Below are 19,013 nucleotides of genomic sequence, written 5' to 3'. Positions count from 1 at the left end.
AGAGCGCTCGCGAAGGGACCGTCACACCGATCCCTGAGGAGGTCCAGAGCGCTCGCGAAGGGACCGTCACACCGATCCCTGAGGAGGTCCAGAGCGCTCGCGAAGGGACCGTCACACCGATCCCTGAGCCTGGATCCACCGATGTTGTGGGTTGTTGGGGGTGTTGGTGAGACGAAATGCCCTGTCGGAGTGAGAGGATGGGACTTGTCGAAGGTCTGTCCAGTCACTCAGAAAGGGCATCTCGTAGATGCAATTGTGTCATACCGCGCCGGTGCGGTCGGTGAGGTTCGATGACCCGAATTTGCTGGCGGCGGCCGGGGTGGTGCCGGTGATGGCGTTGGCGCATCGCTGCGGGCTCGATGAGCTGGTGGATCAGTTCGTGCAGCTGCCCACCGATAAAGGTGCGCACGCGGGGGCCAAGGTGGCCTCGCTGATCGCCGGGATGGTCATGGGTGCTGACAGTATCGATGACATGGCGGTGCTGCGCCATGGTGCGATGGGCTCGGTGTTCGACCACCCGTATGCGCCCTCGACGTTGGGCTCGTTCCTGCGGGCCTTCACCTTCGGTCATGTGCGCCAGCTCGATGCCGTGGCCTGCCGGCTGCTGGCCGGGTTGTGTGAGACGACCCCGGCCGGTGGTAGCGGCGAGGAGCCGACGATGCTCGACCTCGACGACACCGTGGTGCAGGTCCATGGCTATCAGAAACAGGGCGCCGGGATCGGCTACAACGGCACCCGTGGTCTCAACGCGCTGCTGGCCACGGTGAGCGCCACCGACGCCGCACCGCTGATCGTGGCGCAACGATTACGTGCAGGTCCGGCAGGCTCGGCGCGCGGGGCGGGCAGTCTGCTGACCGAAGCGCTGCACACCGCCGCAGCCTGCGATCACCGCCGGATCCTGGTGCGTGCCGATTCGGCGTTCTACAGTCGCAAAGTCATCGCCGCAGCGCGGCGTGCCGGCGCCCACGTCTCGATCACCGCGCGCATGAACCCCGACGTCAAACGCGCCATCACCCAGATCGACGAGCGCGACTGGACCCCGATCCACTACCCGCGGGCGGTGACCGACCCCGATACCGGCGAGCTGATCTCGGATGCCGAAGTCGCTGAGATCGCGTTCACCGCCTTCGCGTCCGACCCGGCATCCGCGCAGGTGCCCGGACGACTGATCGTGCGCCGCACCCGCGCACTGCGACCCTCGGCCACGCCGGTCGAGCAACAATCCCTGTTTGAGCTGTGGCGTTTCCACGCCTTCTTCACCACCACCCCCAGCGAGGATGCCGACACCGTCACCGCCGACAAGATCCACCGCCGCCACGCCATCATCGAACAAGTCCACGCCGATCTGAAAGCCTCCGCACTGGCCCACATGCCCTCGGGGTGCTTCGCGGCCAACGCGGCCTGGCTGACGTGCGCGGTCATCGCGTTCAACCTCACCCGCGCGGCAGCCTCGATCGCCGGCCCACGCCTGGCCGCGGCCACCACACCCACCATTCGCCGGACCCTGATCCAGGTACCCGCCCGCACCGCCCGATCCGCGCGCACCCTGACCCTGCACCTGCCCGCCGACTGGCCCTGGCACAACGAATGGCAACGCCTGTTCGCAGCCACCCACCACCGACAACCCGCCGCAGCCTGACCTATCCACCCGCCACCCCGGCCCAACACGAGGACCCAGTGAAACAAGCCGAACTCAGAGATCGGCGAATACCCCCTACTCACCACACCTCAACGCGCACAACACAAGTCACGAAAACACAAAAGTCCACCCCACCCACCAATCGGTGGATTCAGGCTGAGGAGGTCCAGAGCGCTAGCGGAGGACCGTCACGAAGGGTCGCCCTTCGTGACGCATCGCTCGTACCTCGCGAGGCTCCTCAGGGACCGAGTGGCGGCGCATCGCTCGCACCTCACGAGGCTCCTCAGGGAGCGGTCGAAGGGCTTCGCCTACCGGTCACCCACGATGATGACTTCGACACCGGACCACGTTTGCGCAGGTGAAAGGACACAAATTGGTTTCCGGTCCGGACGGAACCGGGGTCGGCGTCGCGCTCGACGGGCTACAGTTCACGCATGGTCACCCGCCTTGGGGCCGCGTCGGCGGCGCTCGTGTGTCTGGCCGCGGCCGGTCTGTCGGCATGTACCGAAACCGGCGAGGCAGTCCCCGCCACGAACAGCCCAGTCGTGTCGACCACTGTCATTCCGTCGGTCGGACCGACCACCGCGGCGACACCGACACCGCAAGCGCAGATGTACTCCCCGCTGATGCTGGCCTTGTCCGGGCGGCAGGGATCGGACACCTATGCCGTCCACGTCCCCCAGGTGACCGGCGGTGTGGCTGCCGTACGCGACCGCTTCAACTCCGGCATGCGGACCACGCTGAACGACGTCCTCGGCCCGCTGTCGGACACCAACGTCGAGGACGGATCGTTGATCGGCGACGACCGCAGCCGGGTCACCATGACTGGTCCACGGGTCGTCGCCGGCGTGGCGATCTACACCACATACAGCGAGGGCGCCGCCCATCCCAACAACTACGTCGCCACCATCACCATCAACGGCGACAACGCGCAGCCGATCCTGTTGTCCGATGTGTTCACCGATCCGGCGGCCGCCGGTCAACGCCTCGCCGCAGCGGTCGAACGGATCGATCCCCGCGCTGCCCCCGTCAACGGCGACATCGACAACTTCCTCAACTGGGTACCCACGACGTCGGGCATGTTGGTGTACGTCCAGGTCGTCCACGCCCTCGGCGACTATCTCCCGGTGACGGTGCCGTGGGGTCAGATCTCCGATCTGATGACGCCGGGGATGCGGGCGGTGATGATCGGCTGAGCCGACGAGGTCGTGCAATCTGGGCTCATGCGCAACTGTGAAGGCACCATTCGCTCCATGTGACCGCTCCTGATAGTTGAGCTGGGGGTAAAAACGGCAGTGACACGCAGCTATACTGAATGCATAGTCATTCTGTATAGACGTTTGGGTGGTGAGCACGATGGCAATGGTTCAGACAAAGACCTCACCAGGTCGGCCCCTCACTGACGCCGACCTGCGGAAGGTTGGCGCCCGGCGTCGGCTGGCGAACTTCCGCGAGCGGCAAGCGATTGTCGACGCGGCATTGGGTGGTCGCCCCCAAACCGTCATCGCGAAGAACCTTGGTGTGTCGCAACCGCATGTCAGTCGCGTCCTGGCAGAGGTCAAGCGGCAAAATCACGGAACGCTCGCACCTGTGCCGGTTTCGGCGCTCGAGATCATCGATGAACGTGACGCCGACGAGATCACCACAGCCGCGATGATCAGCTCACTCAAGAAGCTTGACTACACCGACGGTCACGTCCCGGACGTCGCCGGTGTCGCGACGGATGCCTATGTACGCGGCAGCTGGGACGATATCGAATTCGCTTTCCAGCGCGACAAGCTCACCTTCGAGGAGTACTCCGAGTTGTTCACTGCCCATCGACAGCAGCAAAGGGCTGCAGCAGCTCTCGAGTGAGTCCACTCCGCGAGGAGCTGCTGCGTGATGCGGTGGCCGCCGAACTCGCGCGCCTGACGGGTGCGGGCGGTCCGGCCGCCACCCGTGGACCGCGGGCAACCAGTAATGCCTTCGCCGACGATCCGCGCCGGGCGTTACTACGCCGCCAGATTATCGTCGATTACCTCGATGATGGGTGGGTCTCGGCGCGTCGAAGTGACCGAGGCGTGGTGATTACCGCAGGTGTCCCGGGCGCGGGGAAGTCGACGGCTGTCAAGGCCATCCTGGGCGCGGCTGTCTCAGAGTATCGGCGGCTCGATGCCGATGTGGTGAAAGACGCCCTGCTGGCCGACGCCCTGGGCTCGGGCTTCTACGAAGATCTGCTGGCGACCGAGCTGGCCGACGGCAAGCCCGTGGCGCCACGCGAACTTGCATCTCTAGTACACGTCGAATCCACCCAAATCTGGGATTCGTTGCGTCGCCACAGCATTGACCGCGGCGAGCAAATAGTGATCGAGGGTACCCTCGCCTGGCCTGGTCTGGGGGAACTGCTACTCGGCGAACTCGCTGAGGGCGGCTACACACACATCCGCGTGGTGGTTGTCGAGGTCCCAGAACCGATCGCCCAGAACCGTGCGATTGATCGGTGGTGGCAGGTTCGGCACTCCGACGATGATCCTCTCGGCGGAAGATTCACCCCGCCAGATGTCATCTCCGGCTATTACCGGCCAGTCGGAGGAAGTGTGTACAGGGCCAACGCTGAGATGTTGGCACGCGAAGCCGCGCAGGCCGGTTTCGCCGTAGACCTCGACATCGTCGACGAGAATGGAGCCATCAGGCGGTGAGACCCACCGGCCGAAGGCCCGACCTACCCGACCGCGACCACACCCTGCCCCGCCCGCACATCCACCGGCCGCCGAGTCCGCACGAACACCACGATCAGACCGATCACGGCCTCCACACCCGCAACGCCCGTGGCAGCTGACATCATCGGCGACGAATCCGACCCGGCCGCGGCCACCGGCGCAATCTGGTGGCATCCGCCGAACGATAAGTGCACTGCGAACATCGCGAGATTCATCAGCGCGATGCCGCACCACGCCCGGATGTCCCCGCTACGCCAGAGATGCCGGGCACACCCGCAGCACACGATCGCCATCGACACGGCGAGCACGGCCATCGCAGCGGTCGCGCCCGAGGCCGCCATCACCACGTGCAGCACCGCCGACGTCACGGCAAGTGCCGAGCACGCCCGCCGTCCGATGACGGCGAGCGTGCCCATGGTGGCCGACATCAGCCCTCGCAGCAGTGCGAGGTCGGAGCGGCGGGAATGTCGAGCGCCGGATTGCGGTCGAAGAAGCCCACCGGCTTGAGTGTGAACCCGGCGTAGTCGACGGGCATGACGGGCCAGTCCTCGGGCCGCGGGAAGTGTGTGAGGCCGAAGGTGTGCCACAGCACGACGTCCTCGCCGTCGATATCGCGGTCGGCCGCCACATACGCGGGCAGGCCGGCGTTTCCGGGATTCTGGTTGACGTAGTCGCCGGCCGGATACTTCTCCGCGTCGTCGTAGCGCGTCACCCACAGATGTTTGGTCGCGAACGCCGCGCGGGCTGCGATCGAACTCGACGGGTCGGCGAGCAAGGTGGGCTGACCCTCCGGGTGCAGCGCATAACCGACGTCCTGTCCGAGCCGGTTCTGCTTGTCCGGGTTGGTGATGTGCCAGACCCGCGCCTTGAGGTTGTCGGCCATCCGGACGCCCTCGGACTCGGTCCGCAGCCGCGTCTTCTGCTGGCGGAATGCGTTTCCCCACGGGTTTTCCGGCCCCATCGGCACCGGCACCGCATCCACCTCGGTGACGACGTTGCGGTCACCGTCGACGGCCATGTCCAGCCGAGCGGAGAACAGATGCTGGTGGAAGGGAGCGCCGAGGCCGGGGGCCATCTCGGTGGAGAATCCGTCGGGACCGCGGTAGGCGGAGGAGAAGACGATGCCGGTGGCCTTGGCCTCGAGCTCGATCGTGCCGTCGAGGTAGAGGTACCAGTAGAACCCGTAATCATAGTTGCCGATGGTGAGGAAGAACGAGATCACCAGTCGGCGTGAACGTCTGGTCTCGGCCATGCCGTTGAACATGTCGGTGTGCTTCCACAGCACGCCGTAGTCCTCCTCGTGCAGGCAGATCGCGTTCTTCATGACCCGCGGGTTGCCGTTCTCATCGGCGATCGTCACGTCGAAGTAGGTGATGTCGCCGAGGCAATCGCAACCCAGCTCCAGCGAATTCGTGTAGCGGCCGAAGAGGTACTCCCCCTGGTCGAAGTAGTTCTGCCAGTACCGAACCGGCGACGGATCGGCGTAGGGCACCACCATCTCGGCGATCGACGCCCGGTAGATGACCGGCCGCACCTCGCCGCCGTCGTGCCGCGAGATCTGATGCAGCGTTAGGCCTTCGCGCACGTCGAAGCCGAACCGGAAGCTCCAATCGGCCCAGCTGATCTGGTTGCCGTCGACGGTGAAGCTGGGGCCTTCGGGCTGGGTGATCTCGATGGGCGTGAGGTCGGTGCGGGTGGGCGTGGCATGCGGTTCGGCGTTCCACTCGCCCCGTTCGGCCGGGACGGGCAGCACGACCTCGTCGATGACCTTGGCGACACGACGCTCGGTGAGGTCGACGTAGGCGACGACACCGTCGATCGGATGCGCCCACGGCAGATCGGCCTTGTCCGACTGATAGAAGGCCAGGACCCGGACGATGCGGTGACCGACCTCATCTTCGTGCCCGAAGACACCGGCGGACAACGGGACCGCACGCACGTTGGCCGGGTCGAGCTCGCGGGTCTTCATGGCTGCCAGCCATTCCGGGGAGTCGAGCAGGTAGGCCTCGATGTCCTCGAACTCCTGATCCAGGATGGGCACATGACCCTCGGTCGCGGCATCGATCGTCGTCCGCTCGATGACCGCGCGGTGGGTCACGGAAACGATCAGGTTCGCACCGTGTCCGGTGTCGCGGTCGAGCAACAGGACCCGCGCCCGCCGGTCGATCTGGTCGCCGGGACGGAATGCGAGCACCACATCCTTGGCCGGCTCATCGAGCGCGACGAAGACGAATCTGGTGTGGTCGCTGAGCAGCCCTGCGGCATCGACGATCTCGCGGACCGCGATGATCTCGTCGGCGCTCAACGGGGTGAGGGGATGGTCGGGTCCGGCATTGTCGGCGTTCCGGGGTTCTGCGACGGTGGCGGTACTCATCGTGTTCTCCTTCGGGTCGGTGTGATGGCGTTGATTGACAGTGGGTTTCAGTTGTCGGCGGCGACGGTGTGTCGCGCGGCGTGCGGTCGCAGGACGGCGACCACGGCTCCGCTGACGAACGCGGCGATCAGTAGCACCGCGATGATGATCGCCAGGGTGTCCGATCCGCCGACCAGCAACGGCAGGTTCACCGCGGTGAGGACGAGCAGCGTTGCGAGGCCGATCAATCCCAGGCCCGGGGCCACCACCGTGTGCCACAGCCGGGTGTCCTTGCGGGTCCGGCGGAAGTACACGATGACGGCGACCGAGGTAAGGGTCATGAGAGCGACGATCCCGACCGACGACACTCCGGCGAACCACGCGAACACCTGAGTGACCGGGTCGAGCCCACCGAGGGTCGCGGCCACGATGACGACTGCCGCCGAGGTGGTCTGGACGATCGACGCGATGTGCGGCGACGAGTGACGGGCGTGCGAGCGACCGCAGGAGGCCGGCAGCGCGCCGCTGTTACCCAGCGAGTGGATGTAGCGGGCCAGCACATTGTGGAACGACAGCACCGCGGCGAAAAGACTCGTGATCAGCAGCACCTGGACGAGGTCACCGGCGACCGATCCGACGTAGCGGACGGCGGTCTCGGTGATCATGCCCTCCGGGTTCTCGGTGGCTTTCTGGACGGCACCCGCGTCTCCCCATGCGCTCACCATGAGCCAACTGCTCAGCGCGTAGAACGCGCCGATGAGCAGCAGGGCGCAGTAGGTGGCGCGGGGGATGGTCCGCGCCGGGTCGCGGGCCTCGTCACGGAACACCGCGGTGGCCTCGAAGCCGATGTAGCCGGCCAGCGCGAAGATCAGTGCGATCCCGGGCGCACCGTGGAAGAAGTTGGACGGGCTCAGCGCAGCCGTGGACAGTCCGTCGGCGCCACCGTGGCCGAGTACCGACAGGTTGATGACCATGACGATGCCCACCTCGCAGATGAGCAGGACGCCGAGTACCTTGCCGGACAACTCGATATGGCGATATCCGAGTGTGGCGATGACGACGAGGACACCCAGCGCGTACACGTACCAGGGGACCGACGGCCCGCCGTGCGCGGTGACCAGATCGTCGATCGCGGCCCCGATGTAGCCGTAGACCGCCCCTTGCACCGCCGTGTAGGAGAGCAGCGCAAGGAAAGCCGCACCCAGCCCGGCGTGACGGCCCAGTCCGTGTGCGACGTAGGTGTAGAAAGCACCCGCACCGGGAATGTGCCGGGCCATCGCGGTGAAACCGACGGCGAATAGCAGCAGCACCGCGGTGCAGACGATGTAGGTCGCCGGGTAGGCCGCCCCGTTTCCGGCGGAGATGCCGAGCGGCACGGCCCCGGCGATCACCGTCAACGGTGCCGCCGCGGCGATCACCATGAAGACGATCCCGGTGGGGCCGAGCCGGCCGGACAGCGCGCGCGAACCGTCCGTGGTGGCGGTCGACGCTGCCGTCGAAACTCGTGTGGTCATGTCACTTCTCATCCTTCTCGGGCGAACTCGACTCGGCTGTCCGCAAGAATCGCGTTGACGTATCGCTGCGACATTCACAGGGATGCCATGTGAATCCGGCCGAAAGAATTGATCTATTATCAATTCTCGGTCGAACTCAAATGCGATTCTCGATTGTTTTTCGGATTGGTACGGAGGCTGATCACCGAACCGGCGCGACCGGTGCGACACGGCCGACACGAGGGCTTCCACTCCGACATCGCAGCTGCCTGACCGGTGGTTCTGCACCAGATCTCGCACTGCAGTGCGGTGTCGTCGGATCGGTGACACTGACTTTACGTCCGCACTATGAGCTGTGTCACGCCTTATCCCGAATGGGTATTCCGCGGCATCCGATTCTCATTCGAGTCACCCGATAGTGGTCGTGGATCAGCGCGAGTGGGTGCACGAAATACCAGGTTATCGGGATTTCCGAGTTCAAATGAGAATGCGCGCGATGGCATTTTCTCATTTGAAAAGTTGGCGATTGAATCGGCGCCGAAACAGTGTGATGATCATCTCGATGAGTTGAGTCCTCGATGCCGGGTCGCTTCGGCCGGCAAGGCCGGGAGGCGGTGGAACGTGAGCAGCGGGGATACGGTCCGGGGCCGGTCACCGGTCGCCGGGTTGCGGCGCGCACAGTTGTCCTTCGCCGAGGTTCTGGGCCAGTCCGTGGCGGCGGTGGCACCGTCGGCCGTCATGGTCACGCTGCCGGCACTGGTGCTGCCGGCTGCCGGTCGGTGGACCGGGCCCGTGTTCGTCGCCACGACGGTCCTGTTCCTGGCAATCGGCTACTGCATCGGCCAATTCTCCACGCGCATGGTCGCGGTCAGTGGCCTGTACAGCTATACGGTCAAGGGTCTCGGACCGACGGCCGGCATCGGTGCGGGATGGTCGGTGGTGATCGGTTATGCCGGTGCGGCGATGGCGAGCACGGTGGGCGCCGGCGCGTATCTGACCGCCCTGCTGCACCGGGTCGGCGTGCCGGACGGGAGACCGACGATCGGCGTGCTGGTGGTGGTGGTGGGTGCGGTGGCGCTCGCGCTGATGGTCCGCGGAATCCAGCTGTCGGCACGGATCTCGTTGAGCATCGAGGTGTTCGCCGTGGCCGCGGCGGCCACCGTGTTGACCGTGTCGGCGCTCAGCGGTGACCGCCCGGCACCCACGGGCTCGCTGGGCGACGGCGCGATCGGTTTCGCGTTGCTGCTCGCGACGACGGCGTTCGTCGGTTTCGAGAGCGCGACGACCCTGGCCCGCGAGGCCCGACGCCCGTTCATCGCGGTCACCCGGGCGGTGCGCTGGTCGCCACTGGTCCTCGGCGTGCTGTACATCTTCGCGGCCGTCGTGCAATCGGGCCACACGGCGGTCGGCACGGCGGAGACGGTGCCGATCGTGCTCAGCCTGCCGTCGTCGCACGGCATCGGCTCCGGGGTGTTGTCGGTTCTGCTGGAACTCGGTATCACCGCATCGTGGCTGGCGTGTGTGATCGGGTCGTGTACCGCGCTGTCACGGACCCTGTTCGCGATGGGACGCGAGGGCGTGATTCCGGCCGCGATGGGCCGCACCCACCGCACCTTTCACACGCCGGTCGTCGCACTGCTCGTGGTGATGCCGCTGGTCACCCTGGTTCCGGTGCTCTACCTGGTGGTGGCAGGCTCCGCGCGGAACACTCTGATCGGGCTGTTGGCGGTGTCGGCGCACGGGTACATCTGCGCCTATCTGCTGGTCTGTGTCGCCGCCCCGGCGTTTCTGCGGCAGATCGGTGAACTGGGCCGGCTACCGGTGATCGTCGGGGCCGTGAGCGCGCTGGGATTGGTTGCGATCATCGTGTGGGCCGCGATGACGATCGACGCACCCGTCTGGATCGCCACCACCACATACGCCGCCCTGCTCGCCGTCGGGTTCACGGTGTACGCGATACGGCGCCGCCGGGACCCCGGGCTGCCGGAACGGGTCGGGGTGTTCGATGAGACCACCTCGGATCAGGTCGTGAACGACTACGACCCGTGGCAGGTCCGACGGTGAGCCCCGCGGGCCCGAGCCTGTCGGGCCGGCAACCCAAGGCCGTCCAGACCGCGCTGCATGTGCTGGAGGAGATCGCCCGAGGTGGCGCGGGCATCACGGCCAAGGACATCTCGGACCGCCTCGACATCCCGTCGGCGACCGTCTACCGACTGCTGAATCTGCTGGTCGCCGACGAGTACGTGGTGCGGATGCCGGATCTGGCCGGCTTCGCCCTCGGTCCGCGCACCGGCGCGCTCGTCGACGCCACCCTGGTGCCACGGGTGTGTGCGGCCGCTCGGGACGTGCTGGCCGAGTTGCGACTGTCCATCCGGTTCGGCGCACACCTCTACTACTTCACCAACACCTCGGTACGCGCCGCTGACATCGACGCCGAGTTCCCACCGACCGCCGACGAACCGACCCTCAACCGCTATCTCCATGCCAGTGCCGTCGGCAAGCTGTTGCTGGCGGAGAAGTCGCAGTTCGACGAGTGGGTGAGCTTCCCGCTCACCGCCCTCACCGGCCGGACGCCGACGACACGTGATGCCCTGACACAACAGCTTTCGGCCGTCGCGCACGACGGCTATGCCGTGCAGGTCGGCGAGATCGATCCCGATCGGGCAGGTGTCGCGGTCGGGGTCCGGTCCCGCTCGGGTGTGCTCGTCGCCGCACTGGCACTGTCGGGGACGGCCGAGCGGAGCGAGCTGATGCTGCGGCAGATCCCGTCGCTCGTCGACTACGCGGACCGGCTGGGGCCGTTCCTGGCGTAAGAGACGCTCGCCGCGTCGCCGCTCTCCCCGAAAACCACCCACCCGGCTACCCGCCTCCCACTGAAAACCACCCTCCCGGCTACCCGCCTCCCCGAAAACCACCCACCAGCGCAGTGCTGTCGGCGAATCGCCGACGTGCGCCCGCTCGAGGGCGGTTTTCGGTGAGGAGTCGGGGAGAGGAGGTGGGGAGGAGGAGGTGGGGACGAGGAGGTGGGGAGGCAGAGGTGGGGAGCAGGAGGTGGGGAGGAGGAGGGCAGGCGGGTGAGGAGTCGGCGAGGTGCCAGCCAGAATCGAAAACGGCCCCCTACCTGTTCGGTAGGGGGCCGTTCGCTGCGGTGGCGGAGGGATTTGAACCCTCGGTACGGGGTTACCGCACACAGCATTTCGAGTGCTGCACCTTCGGCCGCTCGGACACGCCACCGCGGAAGACTGTACCGCAGTCGGCGCTGAAGCCTAAATTGGCTGGTCAGAGCGGCAAAAGAGGGCTAATGTCCGGTCAGCTTGTCCTTGACGTCGTCGACCTTGCCCTTGACCGCGTCGGCAGCGTCGGAAACCTTCTGCTTGCCCTTCGCGCTGGCCTGGTCGCCCTTGCCCTCTTCCTTGAGATCTTTGTCGTCCGTGAGGCCGCCGGCAGCTTCTTTACCGCGACCCTTCAGTTCTTCGGCCTTGTTCTTGGCGTCGTCTTGGATACCCATGAACTGCCTCCTCCTGAATCACCCCGGGAACGGGCGTCCCGGGGGCACCACCCACGGTGCCATGGAAGCGCCGAGCCGACCAGGATCGCAGGTCAGCCGCCTTCAGTGGCCGCCCAGCTTGTCCTTGAGCTCGCCGGCCTTCTCCTTCGCGGTCGCCACGACGTCCTGCACCGTGTCGTTCTCGGCGACCTCGTGGATCTTCTCCTTGACGGTGCTGACGGCGCTCTGGACGGTGTCACTTTCCGCGAACTCGTTGATCTTGTCCTTGGCGGTGCCGACGGCACCACGCACGGCGTCGCTGTCGGCGAACTCGTTGATCTTGTCGATGACGGTCTCGACGACGTCATGGATCTTGTCGGTACCGCTCTTGTCGGTCGGATCGGACATGGTGGCTCCTCGGTTAGGCGATGACGTGCCTACAGGTGATGCACGCCCTTGTCTCCAATCTGCCAGAGCATCGGCCGCAGCGGACCCTGAACTTCACCCTGAAATGGTCCCTGAAGTGCGCGAAGGGAGGACGCTCAGTCGTCGCGGCGCATGTGGAAGAAGTCCAGCATCAGGGCCCGGCACTCGTCGTCGAGCACCCCGCCGACGACCTGGGGTCGATGCGACAGCCGCGGATCGCGCACCACGTCCCACAGCGACCCGACGGCGCCGGTCTTGGGTTCCCAGGCGCCGAACACCAGCGTGTCGATCCGGGCGAGTGTGGTGGCGCCGGCGCACATGGTGCACGGCTCCACGGTCACGACCAGCGTGCAGCCCGGTAGTCGCCAGCCGTCGCCGAAACGGCGGGCCGCTTCCCGCAGGGCGAGGATCTCGGCGTGCGCAGTCGGGTCTGCATCGGCCTCACGACGATTCGCCGACCGTGCCAGCTCGACGCCGTCGGGGTCGAACACCACCGCACCGATCGGCACGTCGTCGCTGCCCGCGTCGGCCGCTGCGGCCAGCGCCGAGCGCATCATGGCCTCCCACCCCGCCCGCGGCGGTCCGACGGGGGCCGGGCTCAATGCCCCAGTTTGTCGAGCACCTTGGCCAGTTCGTCGGCGAATCCGAGGCGCGCGGCGATCATGCCGACCTGCTCATCGGCGTAGAGGTCGGTGTCGCCGACGATCACGCTCATCACCGCGTCGGGCAGTCCCAGATCGGCCAGGATGCCGAGATCGCCCTCTTCCCAGGGGTCCACATCGTCGAGCTCGTCGGGGTCGATGTCGGGGACGTCGATGTTCATCGCGTCGAGGGCGTCGGCGGCGATGTCGTAGTCGATGCCGGCGGTGGCGTCGGAGACCAGCAGGTGCGGTCCCTGCGGGGCCGGCCGCAGGACGATGAAGAACTCGTCGTCGACGTCGAGCAACCCGAAGACGGCGCCGGTCGCGCGCAGCTCACGCAACTGTCGCTCGGCGTCGCCGAGATCCTGCAGAGCCGATGGCTTCAGCGCGGTCACCTTCCACGCGCCCTCGTCGCGAACCACCGCGACGGCGAAACCCTCGATCTCGTCGGATACGTCCTGTTTGCTCGAACCACCCGATACACCCGCTCCGGCACCTGCCATGCAGGTCACCGTAGCCGTTAACGGCGGGGCACCCAAGTCCCGGTCGCCGACTCCTCGCTGTTCACCACCTCCGGCCGGTGTGGGAATGTGATGGGGTGACTGCCGACGCCGCTCCCACCCCGTCCACCGTCCGGCCGGTCTGCGTTCTCGGACTGGGTCTGATCGGCGGTTCGTTGCTGCGGGCCCTGCACGACGACGGCCGAGCGGTGTTCGGCTACAACCGTTCCGGTGAGACGGTCGACGCCGCCACCGCGTCCGGTCATCGCGCGTCGACGGACCTCGCGGCCACGCTGACCGAGGCGAGCGCACAGGACGCGGTGATCGTTCTGGCGACGCCGGTCACCACCATCGACGCGCTGCTCCCGGCGATCGCCGAGCACGCACCCGGCTGTCTGCTCACCGATGTCATCAGCGTGAAACGGCCGGTGGCCGACGCGGTCGCGCGGCTGGCACCGGGCGTGCGATACGTCGGCGGTCATCCCATGGCAGGGACCAGTCGGTCCGGGTGGCCGGCAACCGATCCCGACCTCTTCCGCACGGCGATGTGGATGGTGACCACCGAGGACCGCACCGACCCCGACGACTGGCTGGCGGTGGCGTCGCTGGCGCGCGCCGTCGACGCCTGCGTGGTACCGGCCGCCCCCGACGCGCATGACCGTGCCGTCGCCGCGATCTCGCATCTACCGCACCTGACCGCCGCCGCGACCGCTGCGGTCGGGGCCGGAGAGAGCCATCTCGCGCTGCGCCTCGCCGCCGGCAGCTTCCGCGACGGGACCCGGGTGGCCGGGACCGCCCCCGCGTTGCAGCGGGCGATGCTGGAGGCCAATGGGATCGCGCTGCTCAACGTCCTCAGTGAGACGATCGACCGGCTGATCTCGGCACGCGACGAACTCCGCGATCACGGCACGGTCGAGATCCTCGTCGACGACGGTCATCGATCACGGCTCGCCTACGACGCCATCGCCGGAGTCGACCCCGTGCCGATCACCGGAGTGCGGATCGGCGATCCCGGGTGGGCCGAGGAACTCCGACGGCAGGCCCATCAGGGCCGGGTGTGGATGGGCTGAGCGCCGGTGGCCCGGTGTTCAGATGGCCGGGTTCAGACGCGCGTGGCCAAGCCGACGTAGTCGACCACGAAGCCGTTGTCGTCGACGGTCAGCGACGAGGTCACCACCGGCGACACGACGCCGATCGACTCGGGTCCGGGCGTGTAGTGCAGGGTGGCCGGTTCGACCTTGCCGCTCGGCAGGTAGAGGTACACCACCGGTACGTCGACCTCGGCGCCGCCCTCCTGCAGGCGATGGCGCCGGATCGGAAGGGCGTTGAACATCGGCGACAGGGCGAGATCGACATCCTCGGCGCCGTTGAAGTCGCTGCGCGTGATGCCGTCGGCCGTCTGCACCAGCCAGTTGTGCTCGCCGTCACGGGTGATGGCGAGCTGTGTTTCTCCGCTCGCGCGCAGTAGATGGACCGACAAACGCTTGGTCACACCCAGGTCATTGGTGACGAGTTCGTACGACGCGGAGAACGCCTCACGCTCGTCGGTGGCGGCGGAGATGATGCGCCCGTAGGCCTTGATTCGCGCACCGGTGACCAGCAGGCGGACCTGTTCGAGCCGGTCAGCGCCCTCGCCGCGCCACGTGATGACCGTCTTGAGGTCCGGCGACGACGACGTGCCGCCCGACGACGCGGTGTTCTCTGGTGCTGTCTGAGAAGAACTCACAGGTCTACGGTAGCGACCTGATCACCTCAGCACACAGTTGATGGGCATCCACGAGCGCTCGAACGGTGATCGACGTCACCATCAGGCCCGGCAGGAGACCGTACGGCGCGGCGAATCGGGCGAGATCCGATCACTCGCCACGGTGCGACCGTCGACCTTGATCGAGCACATCGCCTCCCCCTGCCCGGCGAGGACGAGGATGCGCAGCGGGTTGGCCGTGCCGGTGAAGGTGACCGTCCACGACGCCGGTGCACCGACGGTGGTGCGCAGGCCGACGTCATCGACGTAGAGGATCGTGGTCGGGCTCGACGCGGTGACCTGGTAGACGACTTCCTTGCCCACCGGCCGGGCCGGGATACCGGGGGTGTCGGGCGTCGCCGGGTCGCCGATGGGCGGTTGTGTCGGCAGCTCGGAGATCACCACCGGCAGGTTCGGCTGCGCGGCCGGTTGATCGGCGCCGCGCAGCGCCGCCCGGCCGACGGTGAGAGCGAGAAGTCCGAGAGCCGCGATCGCGACGAGCGCCACCATCGCGACCAGCCGGCGATCCGAGGCGGATGCCCGACCGCCCTTGGCGTCGTTCGCCCCCGGTTCCGATTCCGGAGGGCCCGACCCCTCGGAGGGGTCGTCGTCCGGACGGATCGGGTCACCCGATGGGGTCTGGCCCGGTTGCTGCCCCGGCACGAACAGCGGGGTTCCGTCGGGCGCATAGCCCAGCGGCGGATACAGCTGGGGGAACAGCGGGACCCGGTACAGATCGTCGGGGGGCGGCGCCGGACGGGGCGGCTGCCCGGTGGGCTGTCCCATGTCGGCCCTCCCGTCGCGTGTCTCGTCGCGTCTCTCATCGGGTCCGGTCTGCGCCGGATCGCGGGCGACACCGCCCGCTCCTTCGACATTACGTCGCGACCGTGACGGCGTGCGGAACAGCTCTCCGGACCGAACCGGAGGCCTGGACTACAGGCGGCTCTCCAGGCGCGCCGACAGACCGGCTTCCTGCAGGTCGAGTCGCTCCAGCATCGCGCGGACGGCCTCGTCCTCGACGTTCCCCACCTCCCGCTCGGCCACCAGAGCCTCGCGCTGGGCTTCGAGCACGGCCCGGTAGAGGGCGGCGAAAGCGTCGGTGCGCGCGGTGTGCGCCTCCGGATCGGGCATCTCCTCGACGTCGCGCGACTGCCGCGCCACGGTGTCCTTGATGTACTCCACCGTCGCCGGGTCGAGTTCGGCCGGCGGTGTAGCCACGAAACCGGCGATCACGTCCTGGGCGGCGGCCTGCACGATCTGCTCGGTGCGAACGGTCTGCTCCTGGTCGTAGTTCTCCTCGTCCTCGTTGTGCAGGTGCAGCTTCTGGATGAGCCACGGCAGCGTCGGCCCCTGGATGAGGATCGTGCCGACCGCGACGACGAAAGCGATGGCCTGGATCGCGGACCGCTCGGGAAACGGTTCGCCAGAGGCCGTCACCACCGGGATGCCCGAGGCCGCGGCCAGGGTGACCACACCGCGCATGCCGGTCCAGGCGATCACGGTGGATTCCTGCCAGGTCAGGTGCCGGTTGTCGATGCGAGACGAGAAGCGCCGCCGCCGCTTCGGCGGGTCGCTCACCGTGGCGACGCGCCGGGTCGATCGACGTGGGCTCGGCGTCACCTCCACACTGATCGAGCTGTCGATGCGCCGGCTCACCACGCCGCGCCCGAACATCGCGAACACACAGATCGGGCGGATGGCCAGCACGACGACGAGCACCAGCACCGAGGCCAGCGCGATGTGCAGCAACGATTCTCGCGCCTCGCTCAGGTCTTCGATGATGAACCGCATCTGCAGACCGATGTAGGCGAACACGAACGCCTCGAGCAGCACGTCGACCGAGTTCCACACGTAGCGTTCCTGCAGACGGGTCTGGTAGCCGGCGTGCACCGACCCCGATCCGACGACGAAGCCGGCGATCACCACCGCGAGCACTCCCGACGCATGCAGGTGTTCGGCGGTCAGGAAGGCCGCGAACGGCACCACGAATCCCTGAACCGTCTCGAGCGCGGGGTTCTGCAGATGCCGCCGAATCCACAACGTCAGCACACCGAGGACCGCGCCCACGATCGGCCCGAGGACCGCGTTGTAGCCGAACAGCAGCAGCGGGTTGTCGATGAACGAGTGCGTCCCGGCGATCTGGGAGATGGCGATCGCGAACAACGACAGCGCCGCGGCGTCGTTGACCAGGCTCTCACCGGTGAGGATGGTCATCAGGCGCTTCGGCAGACCCAGCTTGCGTCCGATCGCGACCGCGGTGACCGCATCCGGCGGCGCCACTATGGCCCCGAGAAGCAACGCGAGCATGAAGGTGAAGCCGGGAATGACCAGCGATGCCACCCAACCCACCACCAGCGCGGTGATGACCACCATCGCGACACCCAGCCCGAGGATGGGTTTGAGGTTCCGCAGGAAACTGGGGAACGAGAAGCCCAGTGCCGCCGAATACAGCAGCGGTGGCAAGACGACGGTCAGCAGGACTTCCGACTCGAGTTCGACCTGCGGCATACCCGGTATGAACGAGACCGCGAGCGCGATCACGACGATGATCAGCGCCGGCTGCATCCCCCGCCGGTCGGCGATCGCGGTGACGATGATCGCGCCGACCAGCACCAGGATGAGCAATTCCATGGCCTGGATTGTCGCAGGCCAGCGACCATTTCGCTGGCCTGGCGGTCAGCGGCCGGCGGTTTCGGACTCCCGCTCGGCTGCCTGGTCCGTCGGGGTACCGGCGAGCATCTTCAGCTTCCCGTCCTCGAACAGCAACGGGTACAGCAGGCCGCCGATGAGTCCGCCGAGCAGCGGGGCCACCCAGAACAGCCACAGTTGCGCCGGGGCGCCGTCGCCGTTGAAGAACGCGACGGCCGTCGACCGGGCGGGATTCACCGACGTGTTGCTGATCGGTATCGAGATGAGGTGGATCAGGGTGAGGCACAGGCCGATCGCCAACGGCGCGAACGTGCTCGGGGCCTTGCCACCCGTCGTGCCCAACACGACGAGGAGGAAGAACGCGGTCAGCAGAACCTCGGCGATGAAGACCGCCGGCATCGAGTACCCGTCCGGCGAATTGTCGCCGTAACCGTTGGCCGCCATACCGCCGATACGGTCGAATCCGTCCTTGCCGCTGGCGATCACCAGCAGCAGCAGACCTGCGAGCAGACCCCCGACGACCTGAGCGATCCAGTACCCGGGCAGTTCCTTCCACGACATGCGGCCGCCCACCGCCGCACCGAGGGTGATCGCCGGATTGAAATGGCCGCCGGAGATGTGTCCGACCGCGTACGCCATGGTGACCACAGTGAGACCGAAGGCCAGCGCGACGCCCAGGTAGCCGATGCCGACCTGATAGTTGTCACCGCCGTCGGTCGCCTCGGCGATCTGCTTGGCGGCGAAGATCGCCGACCCGCAGCCCCCGAAGACAAGCCAGAACGTTCCGAATAACTCCGCCGCGAGTTTCGCCACGGGCGATGGAGATGCCATGGAAGGAATCCTCTCGTTTCTGTTCGGCGCGCTAAAGGTCCCCCGGGGGTCACGGTAACCGAAATAATCTTGAAATCGGTGAACGTCGGGAAAACTTCGGTAAAGTCAGTGAGTCGAATTTCGGGCCCGCAGAGCCGGAATCACATGATCGGTGACGACCGGCGCAAGATCGTCGGGCAATGTCGCCAGATCGATGTCCAGCCATCGGATCTCCGCGATCTCGGCAGCCGGCGCGATCTCACCGCCGATGGGCGGATATTCGAAAATGGTTGCGGCGATGTCATATCCGTCTTCGTTGGCCGCAGCCGAACGAAAGCATCCCCAGCGACGCAGATCCGTCACGGCGACGTGCAGCCCGATCTCCTCGAGACATTCCCGCGCGGCAGCCTCGATCGCCGATTCCCCGGTTTCGGGCTTGCCACCGGGAAGCATGAAACGCTGCGTGCCGCGCTTGCGGACGGTGAGCAGAAGCCCTGCACGGTCGCGGACGACGACACCGCTGACGACGATCGTTCGCGCACTCCGACGGTTATCCACAGAAGTTACTCACA

At 66.9% G+C, this 19,013-nt stretch carries 19 protein-coding genes and 1 tRNA gene; 7 read left to right on the top strand and 13 right to left on the bottom strand.

All coding sequences use genetic code 11. The features are described from left to right. Nucleotides 1-247: 247 nt before the first annotated feature. The 4 genes from ACVT6V_RS05315 to ACVT6V_RS05300 all read left to right on the top strand — a co-directional run bounded on the left by ACVT6V_RS05315 (nt 248) and on the right by ACVT6V_RS05300 (nt 4,317). A complete protein-coding gene (locus tag ACVT6V_RS05315; RefSeq protein ID WP_489895676.1) occupies nt 248-1,639 on the top strand; it encodes an IS1380 family transposase in 1,392 nt (463 codons plus the stop codon). Between the two features lie 434 nt (nt 1,640-2,073). Next, entirely contained in the window at nt 2,074-2,835 is a 762-nt protein-coding gene (locus ACVT6V_RS05310; RefSeq protein ID WP_489898767.1) for a hypothetical protein, read from the top strand. Between the two features lie 160 nt (nt 2,836-2,995). Then, nucleotides 2,996-3,493 carry a hypothetical protein gene (locus ACVT6V_RS05305; RefSeq protein ID WP_489898766.1) on the top strand — a complete coding sequence of 166 codons (498 nt, stop codon included), beginning with the start codon at nt 2,996-2,998 and terminating at the stop codon, nt 3,491-3,493. 32 nt (nt 3,494-3,525) lie between these two features. After that, on the top strand, nt 3,526-4,317 hold the full coding sequence (locus ACVT6V_RS05300) for a zeta toxin family protein (protein ID WP_489898765.1): 792 nt from the start codon (nt 3,526-3,528) through the stop codon (nt 4,315-4,317). Nucleotides 4,318-4,340: 23 nt separating this feature from the next. Here ACVT6V_RS05300 and ACVT6V_RS05295 read toward each other — a convergent pair whose 3' ends face one another. The 3 genes from ACVT6V_RS05295 to ACVT6V_RS05285 are packed head-to-tail and all read right to left on the bottom strand — an operon-like array spanning nt 4,341 to nt 8,205. After that, nucleotides 4,341-4,766 carry a hypothetical protein gene (locus tag ACVT6V_RS05295; protein ID WP_489898764.1) on the bottom strand — a complete coding sequence of 142 codons (426 nt, stop codon included), beginning with the start codon at nt 4,764-4,766 and terminating at the stop codon, nt 4,341-4,343. Further along, nucleotides 4,766-6,712: a primary-amine oxidase gene (locus ACVT6V_RS05290; RefSeq protein WP_489898763.1), complete on the bottom strand. Its 1,947-nt coding sequence runs from the start codon at nt 6,710-6,712 to the stop codon at nt 4,766-4,768. The genes ACVT6V_RS05295 and ACVT6V_RS05290 overlap by 1 nt, the downstream gene beginning before the upstream one ends. Nucleotides 6,713-6,759: 47 nt before the next feature. Then, nucleotides 6,760-8,205: an APC family permease gene (locus tag ACVT6V_RS05285; RefSeq protein WP_489898762.1), complete on the bottom strand. Its 1,446-nt coding sequence runs from the start codon at nt 8,203-8,205 to the stop codon at nt 6,760-6,762. A gap of 600 nt (nt 8,206-8,805) precedes the next feature. Between ACVT6V_RS05285 and ACVT6V_RS05280 the strand changes: the two genes are divergently transcribed. Both ACVT6V_RS05280 and ACVT6V_RS05275 read left to right on the top strand, forming a co-directional pair. Continuing rightward, nucleotides 8,806-10,248: an APC family permease gene (locus ACVT6V_RS05280; protein ID WP_489898761.1), complete on the top strand. Its 1,443-nt coding sequence runs from the start codon at nt 8,806-8,808 to the stop codon at nt 10,246-10,248. After that, the gene (locus ACVT6V_RS05275; protein WP_489898760.1) at nt 10,245-10,997 is read left to right on the top strand and encodes an IclR family transcriptional regulator; all 753 of its coding nucleotides are present in this window, start codon (nt 10,245-10,247) and stop codon (nt 10,995-10,997) included. Before ACVT6V_RS05280 ends, ACVT6V_RS05275 begins: the two co-directional genes overlap by 4 nt. 333 nt (nt 10,998-11,330) lie before the next feature. On the opposite strand, the gene ACVT6V_RS05270 is transcribed toward ACVT6V_RS05275, so the two are convergent. The 5 genes from ACVT6V_RS05270 to ACVT6V_RS05250 all read right to left on the bottom strand — a co-directional run bounded on the left by ACVT6V_RS05270 (nt 11,331) and on the right by ACVT6V_RS05250 (nt 13,241). Then, nucleotides 11,331-11,418, bottom strand: a tRNA-Ser gene (locus ACVT6V_RS05270). Nucleotides 11,419-11,482: 64 nt separating this feature from the next. Further along, complete coding sequence (locus ACVT6V_RS05265) at nt 11,483-11,692, bottom strand: CsbD family protein (protein WP_489898759.1); 210 nt, start codon at nt 11,690-11,692, stop codon at nt 11,483-11,485. A 102-nt stretch (nt 11,693-11,794) separates the two neighbouring features. Continuing rightward, the gene (locus ACVT6V_RS05260) at nt 11,795-12,079 is read right to left on the bottom strand and encodes a hypothetical protein (protein WP_489898758.1); all 285 of its coding nucleotides are present in this window, start codon (nt 12,077-12,079) and stop codon (nt 11,795-11,797) included. Nucleotides 12,080-12,213: 134 nt separating this feature from the next. Then, nucleotides 12,214-12,654 carry a nucleoside deaminase gene (locus ACVT6V_RS05255; protein WP_489900709.1) on the bottom strand — a complete coding sequence of 147 codons (441 nt, stop codon included), beginning with the start codon at nt 12,652-12,654 and terminating at the stop codon, nt 12,214-12,216. A gap of 41 nt (nt 12,655-12,695) precedes the next feature. Then, complete coding sequence (locus ACVT6V_RS05250) at nt 12,696-13,241, bottom strand: tRNA adenosine deaminase-associated protein (protein ID WP_489898757.1); 546 nt, start codon at nt 13,239-13,241, stop codon at nt 12,696-12,698. 95 nt (nt 13,242-13,336) lie between these two features. Here ACVT6V_RS05250 and ACVT6V_RS05245 point away from each other — a divergent pair, with 95 nt between their 5' ends. Beyond that, on the top strand, nt 13,337-14,308 hold the full coding sequence (locus ACVT6V_RS05245; RefSeq protein ID WP_489898756.1) for a prephenate dehydrogenase: 972 nt from the start codon (nt 13,337-13,339) through the stop codon (nt 14,306-14,308). Between the two features lie 32 nt (nt 14,309-14,340). Here the strand turns inward: ACVT6V_RS05245 and ACVT6V_RS05240 are convergent, their stop codons facing one another. The 5 genes from ACVT6V_RS05240 to ACVT6V_RS05220 all read right to left on the bottom strand — a co-directional run bounded on the left by ACVT6V_RS05240 (nt 14,341) and on the right by ACVT6V_RS05220 (nt 18,999). After that, nucleotides 14,341-14,964, bottom strand: coding sequence for a putative glycolipid-binding domain-containing protein (locus ACVT6V_RS05240; RefSeq protein WP_489898755.1), 624 nt, complete (start codon nt 14,962-14,964; stop codon nt 14,341-14,343). An 81-nt stretch (nt 14,965-15,045) separates the two neighbouring features. Beyond that, a complete protein-coding gene (locus ACVT6V_RS05235; RefSeq protein WP_489898754.1) occupies nt 15,046-15,768 on the bottom strand; it encodes a hypothetical protein in 723 nt (240 codons plus the stop codon). 147 nt (nt 15,769-15,915) lie between these two features. Then, on the bottom strand, nt 15,916-17,613 hold the full coding sequence (locus tag ACVT6V_RS05230; RefSeq protein WP_489898753.1) for a cation:proton antiporter: 1,698 nt from the start codon (nt 17,611-17,613) through the stop codon (nt 15,916-15,918). Between the two features lie 45 nt (nt 17,614-17,658). Then, nucleotides 17,659-18,462, bottom strand: coding sequence for an aquaporin Z (gene aqpZ, locus ACVT6V_RS05225; RefSeq protein ID WP_489898752.1), 804 nt, complete (start codon nt 18,460-18,462; stop codon nt 17,659-17,661). Nucleotides 18,463-18,567: 105 nt separating this feature from the next. After that, nucleotides 18,568-18,999 (bottom strand): NUDIX hydrolase, encoded by a 432-nt coding sequence (locus tag ACVT6V_RS05220; protein WP_489898751.1) that lies wholly within the window; start codon nt 18,997-18,999, stop codon nt 18,568-18,570. Nucleotides 19,000-19,013: the final 14 nt, after the last annotated feature.

Source organism: Gordonia sp. LMA167 (genome assembly GCF_058130025.1).
This window is presented reverse-complemented; position numbering and strand designations above follow the sequence as displayed.

Bases quoted from the DNA above. Each gene is read 5' to 3' on its own strand.
- ACVT6V_RS05230 (WP_489898753.1), bottom strand. From the start codon at position 17,613: ATGGAATTGCTCATCCTGGTGCTGGTCGGCGCGATCATCGTCACCGCG.
- ACVT6V_RS05235 (WP_489898754.1), bottom strand. From the start codon at position 15,768: ATGGGACAGCCCACCGGGCAGCCGCCCCGTCCGGCGCCGCCCCCCGAC.
- ACVT6V_RS05250 (WP_489898757.1), bottom strand. From the start codon at position 13,241: ATGGCAGGTGCCGGAGCGGGTGTATCGGGTGGTTCGAGCAAACAGGAC.
- ACVT6V_RS05265 (WP_489898759.1), bottom strand. From the start codon at position 11,692: ATGGGTATCCAAGACGACGCCAAGAACAAGGCCGAAGAACTGAAGGGT.
- ACVT6V_RS05310 (WP_489898767.1), top strand. From the start codon at position 2,074: ATGGTCACCCGCCTTGGGGCCGCGTCGGCGGCGCTCGTGTGTCTGGCC.
- ACVT6V_RS05285 (WP_489898762.1), bottom strand. From the start codon at position 8,205: ATGACCACACGAGTTTCGACGGCAGCGTCGACCGCCACCACGGACGGT.
- ACVT6V_RS05305 (WP_489898766.1), top strand. From the start codon at position 2,996: ATGGCAATGGTTCAGACAAAGACCTCACCAGGTCGGCCCCTCACTGAC.
- ACVT6V_RS05295 (WP_489898764.1), bottom strand. From the start codon at position 4,766: ATGTCGGCCACCATGGGCACGCTCGCCGTCATCGGACGGCGGGCGTGC.
- ACVT6V_RS05255 (WP_489900709.1), bottom strand. From the start codon at position 12,654: ATGATGCGCTCGGCGCTGGCCGCAGCGGCCGACGCGGGCAGCGACGAC.
- ACVT6V_RS05260 (WP_489898758.1), bottom strand. From the start codon at position 12,079: ATGTCCGATCCGACCGACAAGAGCGGTACCGACAAGATCCATGACGTC.
- aqpZ (WP_489898752.1), bottom strand. From the start codon at position 18,462: ATGGCATCTCCATCGCCCGTGGCGAAACTCGCGGCGGAGTTATTCGGA.
- ACVT6V_RS05315 (WP_489895676.1), top strand. From the start codon at position 248: ATGCAATTGTGTCATACCGCGCCGGTGCGGTCGGTGAGGTTCGATGAC.
- ACVT6V_RS05290 (WP_489898763.1), bottom strand. From the start codon at position 6,712: ATGAGTACCGCCACCGTCGCAGAACCCCGGAACGCCGACAATGCCGGA.